13 protein-coding genes are annotated in these 12,461 nt (G+C 56.6%); 4 read left to right on the top strand and 9 right to left on the bottom strand.

All coding sequences use genetic code 11. The features are described from left to right. Positions 1–202 precede the first annotated feature (202 nt). From I41_RS04075 to I41_RS04045, 7 genes are all read right to left on the bottom strand, one after another. On the bottom strand, positions 203–2,095 hold the full coding sequence (locus tag I41_RS04075) for a recombinase family protein (RefSeq protein ID WP_145431155.1): 1,893 nt from the start codon (positions 2,093–2,095) through the stop codon (positions 203–205). Next, positions 2,089–2,700: a site-specific integrase gene (locus tag I41_RS04070; RefSeq protein ID WP_145431154.1), complete on the bottom strand. Its 612-nt coding sequence runs from the start codon at positions 2,698–2,700 to the stop codon at positions 2,089–2,091. Before I41_RS04070 ends, I41_RS04075 begins: the two co-directional genes overlap by 7 nt. Positions 2,701–2,963: 263 nt before the next feature. Continuing rightward, the gene (locus I41_RS04065) at positions 2,964–3,212 is read right to left on the bottom strand and encodes a hypothetical protein (RefSeq protein WP_145431152.1); all 249 of its coding nucleotides are present in this window, start codon (positions 3,210–3,212) and stop codon (positions 2,964–2,966) included. A gap of 90 nt (positions 3,213–3,302) precedes the next feature. After that, positions 3,303–4,382 (bottom strand): tyrosine-type recombinase/integrase, encoded by a 1,080-nt coding sequence (locus I41_RS04060; RefSeq protein ID WP_168206671.1) that lies wholly within the window; start codon positions 4,380–4,382, stop codon positions 3,303–3,305. A gap of 46 nt (positions 4,383–4,428) precedes the next feature. Beyond that, positions 4,429–4,659 (bottom strand): helix-turn-helix domain-containing protein, encoded by a 231-nt coding sequence (locus I41_RS28450; protein ID WP_145431149.1) that lies wholly within the window; start codon positions 4,657–4,659, stop codon positions 4,429–4,431. A 105-nt stretch (positions 4,660–4,764) separates the two neighbouring features. Further along, positions 4,765–5,556, bottom strand: a complete 792-nt coding sequence (locus I41_RS04050; protein ID WP_145431147.1) for a hypothetical protein — start codon at positions 5,554–5,556, stop codon at positions 4,765–4,767. Positions 5,557–5,954: 398 nt separating this feature from the next. Next, positions 5,955–6,509, bottom strand: coding sequence for a hypothetical protein (locus I41_RS04045; RefSeq protein WP_145431145.1), 555 nt, complete (start codon positions 6,507–6,509; stop codon positions 5,955–5,957). Between the two features lie 401 nt (positions 6,510–6,910). On the opposite strand from I41_RS04045, the gene I41_RS04040 reads away from it, so the two are divergent. Together I41_RS04040 and I41_RS04035 are read left to right on the top strand one after the other, a co-directional pair. After that, entirely contained in the window at positions 6,911–7,120 is a 210-nt protein-coding gene (locus I41_RS04040) for a hypothetical protein (RefSeq protein WP_145431143.1), read from the top strand. A gap of 38 nt (positions 7,121–7,158) precedes the next feature. Beyond that, entirely contained in the window at positions 7,159–7,923 is a 765-nt protein-coding gene (locus I41_RS04035) for a hypothetical protein (RefSeq protein ID WP_145431140.1), read from the top strand. Between the two features lie 205 nt (positions 7,924–8,128). Here the strand turns inward: I41_RS04035 and I41_RS04030 are convergent, their stop codons facing one another. Next, a complete protein-coding gene (locus I41_RS04030) occupies positions 8,129–8,731 on the bottom strand; it encodes a hypothetical protein (RefSeq protein WP_145431138.1) in 603 nt (200 codons plus the stop codon). Between the two features lie 321 nt (positions 8,732–9,052). Beyond that, positions 9,053–9,247, bottom strand: a complete 195-nt coding sequence (locus tag I41_RS04025; protein WP_145431136.1) for a hypothetical protein — start codon at positions 9,245–9,247, stop codon at positions 9,053–9,055. Between the two features lie 430 nt (positions 9,248–9,677). Between I41_RS04025 and I41_RS04020 the strand changes: the two genes are divergently transcribed. Further along, the gene (locus I41_RS04020) at positions 9,678–10,289 is read left to right on the top strand and encodes a PEP-CTERM sorting domain-containing protein (RefSeq protein WP_145431133.1); all 612 of its coding nucleotides are present in this window, start codon (positions 9,678–9,680) and stop codon (positions 10,287–10,289) included. A gap of 219 nt (positions 10,290–10,508) precedes the next feature. Beyond that, a complete protein-coding gene (locus tag I41_RS04015; protein WP_145431131.1) occupies positions 10,509–11,870 on the top strand; it encodes a hypothetical protein in 1,362 nt (453 codons plus the stop codon). Positions 11,871–12,461 lie beyond the last annotated feature (591 nt).

Here is a 12,461-nt window from a genome sequence, read left to right as displayed (position 1 = left end):
GCAAGAGTCTTCATGAGACCTCCAGGCAGTGCGACGGAGCTGGAAGCTCTCATACATGGTCGGCAAAGTAATCATCGGGGCACGCGACCGCTGATGGCTAAAAAAAGCGACGCTGGCACGACGGCCATCTCGCGGCTACTCGCCTCCCCCCATGATCGGCGAGTAGCCGCTCGAAATTTCGATCGCATCGCTTAGCAATTGCTCACTTCGCGTGCCGCCACCGCGACGCTTCGGCTGGCTTCGTTGTCAGTGGTACAAAGGGGTCGATCACGCCTGCCTTCGCCATCCGCGCACAGTAGTCAAAGGCACGCTTCACGGATGCGTGGCTTGTACCGACGCGCTCGCCAATTTCCTTCATTGTAGCCTTGGGCGAACTCTGTCGGATCTGGGTTACCAGCGGTCCCATCCGGATATGAACGGGCGGTTCGAAAAGGTCAAACGTTACCACCCGCGGAGGTTTGTCCATCTCATTACCAGCTGTCGCATTGGCGCCGAAGTGCAAGATCGCCCGCGGCCGAACTTGTCCCGTGTCGAGCGCTTGGACTGGTTGAATATCGAACCGCGGAAAGAATTCGCGGAGCACCTCGGCGAACTCTACTGACGTCTCGACCAAGCTACGTAATACCGGCTCGAAGTTAGCCTCTAGCTGAGCCCGAGTGCCTGGCAGCTGGGGCGAATCAGAGGCCTTCGCGGCCCGTCTTTGCTGAAGCTCCTGCAGCTGCGCCTCGGTGGACGTCAGCATGTTGATGAGCGTCGACGAGTTCTCCGCACCGTTCTTGATCGCGTCGCCAAGATTCGCCAACTGTTTGCGCAGCTGCTCTTCCTCGCGGCCAAGACGTTTCGCTTCATCGCCCCTATCGGCATCATGACGGGCAATCACTTCGAGTGCCGCGTCCAACAGGGCGCCGAACGCCTCCGGATGACGGCGCAACTCTTCTGTGAGCCATGTCACGGTCCGTTGGCGAATGGACGCGAGCGGCGCCTGAACGTGATTCCAGCAACTGGCGCCGCCGGCCTTGGTCGCCTTCGCGCACTTTAAAAATGTGCCCATGACGACCATGGGGCTGCCACAGATCGCACACGTCGCGGCGAGCTGCGGCCATAACGCACGAGAACGGCACCGGATCGCTTTGGAAGCATCGACCTCGGTACTATGCCACTTGATCGACCAACCGACCGCCTGAAGCATTTCCTCTTGCTGTTCTTTGGACATGAACGCCAGCTCTGGGACGTACTCGATCTCGGGCGTTTGGTTCACCTCGCGCCGATAGCCTCCGTTCTGCATTAGCGGTACGTAAATCACGCGGCGAAACGCGCGCGTCCCGTGCAAGATTGGGTCCCGCAACAGATTTTTGAGCAGGCCAAAGTGCCAATGTCCGCGAGTCGCCGATGGCCCAACGGGGACCTTGCGACGATTGAGTTCGTCGACGATAGCCGAAGGACTTCGTCCGGCCAGCAAGGCTTGGCGGATCTCGTCGAAGAGATCCTGCCACTCAGCAAGCCGTGCCATCCGCACGCCCACTGGCCCAAACTCGCCACTGGCCGCCTGCTCAGCGTTAAGCTTCTGGTAGCCGAATCGGACCCGCTGGACCATGCCCCCCTTGTGGAATGAATGCTTTGCCGAACGCTTGATGCGCCGGCGTGTATCTGGAATGTGCAGACAGTGCCGCAATGATGCCGCACCCAGCATCACTTCCCAGTTCTCGTCTGCGGTATCGAGGCCGTCGGCGATGCAAATCAGTCGGACCTGCAGGTCGACGCATTCGTGGACGAAGCCATATTGCAAATGAGGATTGCGGTAAATGCGAGACAAGTCCTCGGTGAGCACGACGTCCCATTCGCCGGTCTCCATGAGTTCCCGCGCCTCGCTGATCGTCCGGCGGTCGCCGACCAAACCGCTGATCTGTTCGCCTAATTCCCTATACTCGACCGGGCCGTCATAGTTCCGCTCGATGAATTCCCTGGCATAGCGATACGACGCTTCAATCGTCGCTTGAGTTTGCTCGACTGTTTCTTTGGGCCGGGAGAGACGTCCGAGCAAGATCACCCGGAGCGTCCCGCTAGGGTTCTTGGGAATGAAGGGAGTGTTCAACATCCTGTGTCTCCTTTCGCCCACTGTTGGGCTAATAGTAGCGACGCGGGCCACAGCCGCAGTGCGCGAGCAATCTCGCGTTGCTGCGTGGACCAGCGGGTATGGGTGTACATGGCCGTCATGCCGAGGGCCGACTCCGGCCCAAAAGTTGGTGCGTGCGCCATCGTCAGTTGCCGAATCAGCGGGTCGACGTTGGCTTCCTGCAGCAGCGTGGCAAACGTGTGCCGCCAGCTCTTCGGGCAAGTGGCGCCGTCCAGGCCGCAGGACTGCGCGACGGCGATGAAGGACTGGCGAACCTGATCGGTTCGCAGTGCGCCGGCGTCACGCCAAACTTGCCGCTGAAGCCTCGCGATTTCCGTGCGGGCAAGTGGGCGATGCGCTTGCTGCTCGGCGGCAGCGATGGCCTGCTCGACGGCGCGAATCAACTTGGACAGTCCGGCTGTCTGCCAGCGCCGTCGCACGGCTAGTGAGCCCGGCCGCTGGAACAGCGGCCCTGCCGTGCGGTCACCGATCACGCGACGCAAGACTGAACAGACTTCCCGGGTCTTCACCCGGTAGCCGATGCCGCGGTCGTCGTAGGAACGGCTAAAGAGACTAACGCGAGACACGCCGACAGTCGCCGCAACGACTAGAAGGCCAAACTCCCTGCGCAGATAAAGCCCTGGGGTCCAGTGAGTAGATCGTCGCACTGACGCCTCCGCTGTTGCGGAGGTTCAAAGGCAGGTCTGATTGGCACACTGTGACAATCAGACAGTCCGTAGTTGAGAATACGTGACCAAAGATGACCACAGATGTCTCATCTTAAATGGTGACACCTGCACGTCTTATATCGCTAAAGTGCTAAATGAGCAGAAGTTATGATCAGGTCCAATTAGAATCCTGTCCTCTCCGCTCGAAATTTTGAGCAACCCGCAAGTGCCTGATAGCTAAGGACTTGCGGGTTGTTTTCGTTTTGACGTTCTGCAGTTGTCCGGAATTTGTCCAGGTTAACGGCAACACCCTGATTTGCCGCCAATCGCGTTTCCCCGGGGAGTTCGATCGCTGGCATCGGCGCGAGCATCGCGGCCAGACTCGTTACGGTTGCCACGACCATTGCGAAGACGATTGTTTTGATAGTCATGTCTCCTCACTTTCCTTGATTGCTCTTTAGGGCGGTTGAAACGCCCAAAAATGGCGGCGGCCCCACTATGGGGGCCGCCGCTAGAAACTTCTATTCCAGACTGAACGGAACCTTTGCCATCCAGTCCTGACTCACATCATCGGGCAGGCAATAATACATGTCTGACGCCGTGGCGCGCATCGTGTGCCCCTGCCAGCTATCGACGACCTCGCGGGGGACTCCATGGTTGACGCAATGACTTTTGAAAAACCCTCGCAAACTATGGATGGTGAACCCGTCCTGATCGCGACCTGCGGGAATCTCCAGCGTCTTTAGTAGCGCTTTGAAGTCATCGTTGATCGTCTTCACGTTCATCCAATTGCCGCCCTGCGGAAACTTGGAGCTAGGCCCCGCGGTAAACAGCCACTTCCGGTGACTTTGTGGAAGCGCGACCAATAATTCACGCAAAATCGGATGAATAGGCACTCGCCAATCCATTTGTGTCTTTGTGCGGGCACCCGCTCTAGACACAATACTGAGCCAGTTGCCCTCCAAGTCAACGTCCGAAAGCAAGAGGTGCTGCATCTCGCTAACTCGCATCCCAGTAAACGCGAGGACGGCGTACTGCGTCATCCGCGGTTCCGCTGCCACGCCAAGGATTTGACGTACGTGCTCGATGGTCGGCTTCGGCATTTTAGCTGGACGTGGCTTCTGCAGCTCGTACTCGGCGATCGGGTTAATTGCGATCAGGTTGCGACGACGGCACCAGCTAAAGAACTGCTTGATGACGACGGACTCATGATGGACCGTGCGTGGCTTGCGTGACTGCCGGCGATGATCCCGATAGGCGTCCAGGTGTAGCATCGTGATCGCATCCATTCGCGTAGCGCCATGCGTCGCCGTGAACTCCGCGAAGCGTTTCAACTCACCTTGATAGCGACCCCACGTTTTTGGGGCCCTGCCTTCTGACTGCAGGTAACGGATGTACTGCTGTACTCCATCACTCATTGCTAGGGCCTGCTCAGGTTCTAACGCAATCTTCTGATAGTTGCCTGCTTCAACCTGTGCTGCGATCTCTGTGACCTTCTTAAGCGCCTCGTTCTTGTATCGCGTTTTTAGCGAGAACTTATGGTCGGCACCATTACACCAAAATCTGACCCAATAGGTCTTAGCTTTCCCCTTCCGAAACATCAGTACGCGACCGATGCGAAGGGACTCCTCGTTACGACTGGACAGTTTACTTTTCCTTCCCATTGAAAATTGCGTGAACTAAGCGGTCTCGCGAAAAGAGCAACCGCTTCCCTTGCTTCGTAAAGCATCGACTCAATCGGCCCGACGCGACCCACACGTACAGCGTCTTGAGGGGCACACGCAGGAGCTCTGCGGCTTCATCCGCGCGCAAGATCGGGGGATACTCGCTCCCCTGCAACAGCTCCCGAATCTCATCAGACGTAATTTTCACCGCCATCCTCCCAATCGCTCAATGGAAAGTCGGCAGCCAGATGTCGGTCTGGAAGATATGCCGCCGAGCCCCATGATCAAGGATCATTTTGGACGGCGTGAGGCGACGAGTCTAAGGGGCTTGCGCGGGGGTTGCGCGGCGATCATTCACAATCCATTCCACGCCTGGAATGAGAATGTTATTTGGCTCTTTGCGGTTTGCACTGCAGAACTTAAGAGACAAAAGACCTTGATTCAAGGTTTTCACAGTCTCCCTGACCGTTTGATCATCCCAGGTGTCTGGCAATTCCACCCACTCGCTCCATTGAGCATCTTGGAAATGCTGCAGCACGGCCCGAGGCTTTTGGGCGTCCGGCCTGAGCTGACGCACGCATTTGCCTCGAAAGTGGAGCTTGAGCGTAGTATCGTTCCATTCAGGTTTCTGAGGATGAGTTGTGGTTGCCGCCTCTACCGACTCAAGAACTTGATCTCGGAACGCGCGGAGGAGCGAAACGACGGCCTCAGCAGACTGCTGAAACATCTCGAATGCAACGCGTAATGCATCTTCGCCTCCAGGTGGCGGGTCGTCCTCGAATAGACCCGCAGCTATCGCTTCTTCATAAATCTGGCTGGCCGCCCTCGACTTGGCCCACGCAGCATCCCAAGCAGCTGGATCGAGATACTTGGCAAGCAGGCTGCAATCAGGCAGCTCCCCGGCCAATGCCTGGCAGTCTACGTGACCGATCGCATTGAGTCGCTCAACCAGTGGCTCGTATGGTGATTGACCGGAAAGATACTCCTTAATAATGTCGTTTGACATTTGAGTTCGTCGGCACCACTTACAATACGCGTCGAGCGCAATTTGGCTGTTCTGCAATAGGTGCTTCAGCGTCTCACAGTCTTCGGGAAGTTGCTTTTGAAGCATGGCGTATAGGCTGGATGGTTCTACAAGCCGTCGAGGACTTCCCGACTCCAACCACTATATTACAAGCACACTATCTCTCTATCCAGGACACGCGGCTTTGACAGAACGCCACAGTTCATCGCCACGAGAATCTCGCCTGCGCACAGTTCTGGCGAGTCAATTAGACGATATGTGAGTTCCGTGACGCGGCACTCTTGGCCACCGAGACCCGGGACGCAAAGAAAGGCCAGCGGGTCGAGGGGCACCATTTGGCCCAGCCGTATGGGAGCTTTCCTATGACGCCCTGCGGCGATAGCCGCTCAACAACTCGATTCTGAACACTTAAGTCATCCTTTCAACGTGCGGTCGCAACGCCTTCTACCACATCGGCGTCAAAACCCGAGCGAAGCGAAAGCGTCTCAATCCATCGCGGCCAAAATCTCCCCTAAAAAAAGCTCTCGCGACTTCATCAACTGAAGGGCCAAGTTCTGGTGGAACTGGCGGTGCGGACCCGCTCGCAGGAGTCGGTTAGCCTGCCGCCAAAGGCGCATAAAGGTCGCATCCATGTCGGCCCCGTCGCAAGCTGTGAGCTGCGTGAAGACAAGGTAACACGCCCGATCACTCAAGGGATCATCCCCGCGCAGGGCACTGAGCATCGCCCGACGCTCCAGATGCTTCTGCCCAAGGCATTGGCGTCGATAACCGAAACATTGCTCAACGTGGAGTAGCCGCCCAACTGAGGCCGCCAAGAGGGTGGTGACGTAACTTTCAATAAGGTCGGTGCGCTTCGGCGACGACTGGCGCTTGCCGCATAGCAGCTCAAGCAACGCAAGTTTTGGCAGCGAACCGGCCCCTGAGCCGCCTTCCAGCGCCACGCGAAGCACCGGGATGTCGTAGTGGCGGGCGATCACGGCCGCCCCGGCTTGATAGTAGGCGTTCTGTTCATCGGGACTAGGTGGCCTTCTTACTAGCATTCGCCTTCCTCCGTGGGGTTTTAGTTGAGCCCTCCTCAACCTGCGCCGGTGTGGGCAATTCTTCTCGCGATTTCCGGAGATGCTCTCTCGCAATCAATCGCGCGAGCAGATCAAGGAATTGATCGACGGCGTCTCGCTGTTCGGTACGTGGTGATTTCTTTTCCGGCCTTTCGCGGGGCATAGGTTCCTTTCGAGTACAGGTGAAGGGGTTTAGCAGCGCCCGCGCGTAACGGGGCAGCAGTGTGGGACGGGACCACGGCAACGCTTCGCGTGCCGCGCTGGGACTACACGGCGCGTTGGCTAAATCGACGGGGCGAACGCGGCATAAAGGATTGCGGAGCGATTAGCCCGCAGGCTTCCTCGTAGTTGGAAAGCCTTCCTCATCCTGAAAGGAGCTTGCAATGGAGTTGTGTCAGAGTCGTGCCCCAGCGGGGCTGATCCGCGCCGATCAGCGGACGCTTACCAACGCGGTCGCGGCAGCGACTGGTGAGTCACGGTTCACAATCGCCACGCGCGGCTTTTCACCGGCGAACCCGATCGACGTCGACTTTGATCCCGAGCCGGCGATCGGGCTTCAGTATCTCGACTGGGACGGGGCCATCCGTGAGTAATGCATCGATCCGTTCGTCAAAACAGATGGAGACCGACAATGTACGCAGTGACTGGAAATGAACTGAGGCGTCGATGGTGCAAGCAAATGGGCGTCCGCGCGGCGTCGCGCGTGCCACGACCGCTGCGGTGTGCAGCGGCCGTCGGCTGGATGCTGGACTGCCCACGCACGGGTGATTTCGTGGAAATGGCGCGGTTGGCGATCGTGGTCGTCCGAGATGAGTATTTTCACGGGGGTCGGACGGCCGTTCGGGTTGTTGGCTATCGCCCGGCAGTTGCCGACGGCGAGATTCAATGGTTCTCGTCCGCGAACACGCTGTTCCGCAAAGATCTCATGTTGCGTCCACAGCCGTTCGCCAGGGGAATGCGGATTGATTTGCGCAGTGCTCAGCTGTTGTCGCTGGCACTACGGCTCGATCATCGGATCGAGCAGGGAAAGTCGCACCCGCAGCGATTGCGGCAGGCGACGATGAAGATGCCCGCTGTTTGGGCTGGGTTCCACCGCAGCGTTGCAGACGGCGTGATCGGCTGCGGACCGGAGTTCGAAGCCCTTTGCGGCAAGTTTGGCATGGACCGTCAGGCGATGCTCGCGAAGTTTCGGCGCGAACACGACGGGCTGGTGCTATTCCCACTTCGTTGGGTCAATGACGATCTGGGCCGCGCGACGGCAATGTTTGCCGAGGTCGCTCGGTTTCCAGTCCGTCAGGCGGTCCCGACGCAGCTGATCGAAAACGCAATTCGCGACGCTTCGGGGCTCGGCTCTCAGACTCGCCATGCGGACGAAGCCAGGGCAACGGTTGCTTGACCGGCGGCCGGATTCTACGACTTTAGAGTTGGGCAGCGTGCCCAGCTCTAAAGTCTTTCGCAATCGCATAACATTGGCCTACCATCTCTTTTTTAACTATCCGCGAGAGGAGGGTAAACCGAACCGAGAAGTTCTGAGTCGATGAGTTTTTCTGCGATTGTGGCGACTCTTTTTCCATGATACTCGGTAATGCCCATTGGTTCTTCTATACCGTGAACACCGGAACTACGGACTTAAAACCCCATGCGCGTAGGTTCGGCAAAAACAGCGCATTGACGATACTCTTCGCAACGAGGCGTCCAACGGCAGCGTTCGACTCAGTGGTTGGCTGAGAGTGAGAAGCGAGGTTACGGAACTGATCTATCGTCAAGAGCGACAAGAACGGTTGCGCCCCACCCGCCTGGACAGCTTTCTGAAGTATCTGAGCATGAGGAGCAAAGTATTCGGTCGCTTTCTGACGGACAATTGAATCGCACCGGTCCAGCGTTCGTGGTTTAATCACGCATTTTTCCAAAACACGTAGGATGTCGGCCAGAGTCATCCTTTCTCGTTCACCAGGGACAGCCAGTTTCTTTAAGAAGACGGATTCGGACGCCAATGCTTTGGGTGAAAGGGTCTCTCGGTCGCTGGCGAGCCATTGCGGATTCTCATCGAACATTTTGCCAAGGTTGTTCCGAACAATACGACCGAAGACGGATTCAATAAGCCGCCACCATTGCGCCAGTCCCATTGAAAAATCATCCGTCGGCGTGCAACCCAGGGCCCAATCACCGTTAGTGACGAATGCCTTTTCGTGCTCGTCGAGCATGTCATACCACCAATATCGAGTTCTAATATCGGGGTGACTGTACCAGCTCAGATCGGCGGCCCCCGAAGATACGATTTCAGCCTCAGATTCGGACTGTGCTTGCTTCACCTGAAGAGCGACTTAGCAGCAGTTCAAGCAGATAGGTCCACGGTTCGGTGGGGAAACCCTTAGCGCCGGCGAGCATCGTGAACTAAATGGCCGCCCGAGCAACGTTTGGCGGACGGCCCAGGAACACTTGTTTTACGCTGCGGAATGCGACCAGGATTCCGAGTAGGAAACAGAAGAGCATCGTCGCGTAGAGAATTCGGCCGACAGACCATTTTATCGAATTGACCATCCGTTGTTGTCGAGCCAATCAATTCCGGCTTCCGTGATGATCACCCGCTTTCCACTGGTGATAAGAACCAAGCCTTTTCTGGCAATCGAATGTAGGACAGGGTCTTCAATCCGAGCCTCGTAATCAAGCTCAGCGATCAGCCCCATCAATTCAATTTCATCGTCTTCAAGGTGAATCATGCGGGCCAATTTACGGCCGCACCAATAAGTGTACAAGTGTTTACAGTATCTTGGGGCTTCAGGGACAAGCTGCCTCAATTGCTCCTTTGTCGTTCGGCAGCAGATTGCCGATCGCTCAGCAACTTCCTGAAGCGGCATATCGCTGATGCAACCACGCCATGAACTTCTCGAAGCAACTGCCGAATGGAGTGCACCATCATTGAGGGCCCCAGTAACTCAGACTTTCTTGCTGCCATCAGCTCGGCAAACACCAGGACGTGAAGCAGGCGGACTTTTCGGGCCTCAAACGCGAAGAATGTCAGTCGCTGGCCTCGTTCGGCGCCGTTTTGGGGACTTTGCGAGCTGAACACGCACAGCAGACCTCGTTTCCTTGACACTGTGGCGCAGGGCTCTTACGCTCCCATAGTGCATTTCCATTCTGGAGGTTGTGATGCGATCACTCTTGGTGCTGGTGGCGGTCTTAACCCCGTGTGCAACGTTTGGGGCGACCATCGTTCCGAATACGAACCTCGCTTGGCATCCTGTAATGGAGCCCGAATATCAAGATGAGCTTGGTACTAATTATATGGCGAGGGTCGATCAGGATTTGTTTGGTGATTACACTGGCTTATCGTTTGCGTTCAAGCAGGTTTCGGCAACGGAGTACAGTTTGGGTGCGACTCTGGTGACCCTGGATGAAGAATCCGACTGGTATCTCGTCGAGGCGGGTGATTCGTTCTCGAAGGCAGGCATTGAGGGTAACGAGTTCACGTCGATTTTCACCACGGACCACTGGTTCCCTGCTGTCACGGTTGGCACGGATTTTTATTTGGGTGTCAATACTGGGAAGGGTGATCGTCGGGACGTGTTTGGGTGGGCTCATTTCCAGGTGGTCGCGATGCCTCTGCCATTTCCGTCTGATGATGATGTTCTGATCATGGTGGAGAACGTTATGTCGTATGGGGGTGTGGGCATCATCGTCGGGGTGGTTCCAGAACCAGCGACGATCGCACTGACGAGCATTGCATTCATCTCCCTCATCACCCTCCGCCGCCGCAGGTAACCCTCGCCGACGGCGGCCAGATTGCTGGGCATAACGGTTCCCATTTTTACGCCGCTTCACGACAAATATTAGGTTCCTATCCAGTCTTTTTCGTATGGGCACGTGATTCCAGCCCGGAGGACACGCCTGGGCACATCGCCGCCAGTATGGTCGCCTGGTTCAGCCAGCGGATCACCGCCGACAGTTGTGGATCTGTAACACTGCCCCTGGAGTCTCCTCATGCGTTGTGTCATCGCTGCACTGATCTGGCTAGTGTCAGGTGCAATCTCCTCAGCACTGCCCGTCGTCGACCAAGTAAATAAGATAAACCAATCAGTGGGTGGCAGGATCATCTATGCCGGAAATTCGCCGGGACAGTCCTTTACTGCAAATGCAGCAGGATTGCTCTCCCAAGTAGACGTGATGCTTTCACGCAATGCGGGTGACATAGGCGAGCTTTCGCTTGAGATTTGGCCTATGGTCGCCGGTGCGCCAGCTGGTACGAATCCGGCGTTCTCTACGCCGATTAATCCGGACGATGTACCGATTGGCTCATTTGGATTTGTGTCCGTCGACACTTCAGCGAGCATGATCGGCGTGAATTATGGGGACCAGTATACCATTGCGATCAACGGGACCGCGGATATTAGCGGACCCTACGCTGTGTGGAACCGCGGTAACTTCGACTACCAGGCTGGCAAGCGTTTCGATCGAAGTGGAAGCTGGTCATTTGATAGCACCAACTTCGACTACGGGTTCCGCACCTGGGTCGACGCAGACGTGATTCCGTCAGGACTCGTGGTGCTGCCAGGCGGTGATTATAACGGTGACGCTTGGGTGAACGGTGCCGACTTCCTCGTTTGGCAGACCTCACATGGGCAGAGCGGAACAAAGTTGCCTGCCGACGGCAATCACGACGGCCGAGTCAATCAGGACGATAACGCCGTCTGGGCCTCAGCCTTCGGGTTAGAACCTGACAATCAGGTAACCAATGGTGGCTTCGACACGGGAAATCTGTCGGACTGGAATGTTGTGGTAGGGCCTAATACCAATGTCTCGTTGGGTTTCCCTCGCATCGAATCCTTTGATGTTAACGGTGACGGACATCCAAGCGAAGCAATGCGGGTGCGTCTCGGACGGTTAGACACGGACCTATTTGGCGGCTCGGTTTCTATTCAACAGAACCTTCTGCTCAAGGCCGGTGACTATGAGTTCTCTGCGGATGTGGCGTCACAGTCGCTCGAAGCTTTCGGCAACACCGGCCCGGGAAACTACCAGCTGACGCTGGACGGCGTGGTCATAGATCAGGTCTTTCTTAATGGCACCTCGATCGCTGCGATGGAAGTTATCCGTGAAAGTCTGAGTGTTAGAATCGACGATGTCGAGGCGGGTTATCACACGCTTGGCCTTACGATAGCGAGAGGAGCCACGAACTCGCGCGAAATCTACCAATTCATCGACAACATCAAGATGACTCCCGTCTCAATGCCTTTACCGATCACAACCTCACAGGCCGCTCCTGAGCCGACAAGCTTAATTCTGCTAGGAATCACCATGGCAGCCTACTTACCAAGTCGTTCTTGCCGCAACCTACGGCGATAGTATCGTGTCAACACGTTGACTCAATTTGGCATCAGAATGAACTCTGTAGGGGCTGATCCCTTTATAAGTGAAGTCGTTCGCTTCTACGACCATGAAGCAACTGCTCTTGAAGGCGTCGAATCTCGCCATCACCTCAGCGGGCCGTAACTTGGCTATGCCCTCAGGGCGGGCTCATCATGGGCCAGTTGGCAATCGTCGCAGGCGCGATTAAATTGACTCGCTCGTACACTCGATTTCAGCGACGTAGAGCGGACATACCACGTCTTACTAGTTGGGTAATCTAATGAGGTATCCGGGCAGTCAGCTTTGCGCCTGTATAGTCGCGGAGCGAAAAGTGCTCAAATCGCCGAAGATGTGATAACACCTAGAATAAAAGCCGGGCGGACCTTTTCTGTTGAAAGCGGAAGCAACGAGAGGGTGAGCGTGACCGGCTCGGGCACAGCGGTGGCGAGCGGCGGCACTTATGCCATTTCGCCGAAATGTTCTCGCCAGATGGCCAAGTCCTCGCCGTCGACTATGCCGTCATCGTTTGCGTCGACCGTGGAGTCGTCCATATCGACAGCCCGTTGCCACTTTAGAAAATCGGCCCCG

Origin of the sequence: Lacipirellula limnantheis (assembly GCF_007746075.1) — a bacterium.
Lineage (GTDB): Bacteria > Planctomycetota > Planctomycetia > Pirellulales > Lacipirellulaceae > Lacipirellula > Lacipirellula limnantheis.
Note: the sequence above shows the minus strand (reverse complement) of the source record. Positions and strands in the feature narration are given on the sequence as shown.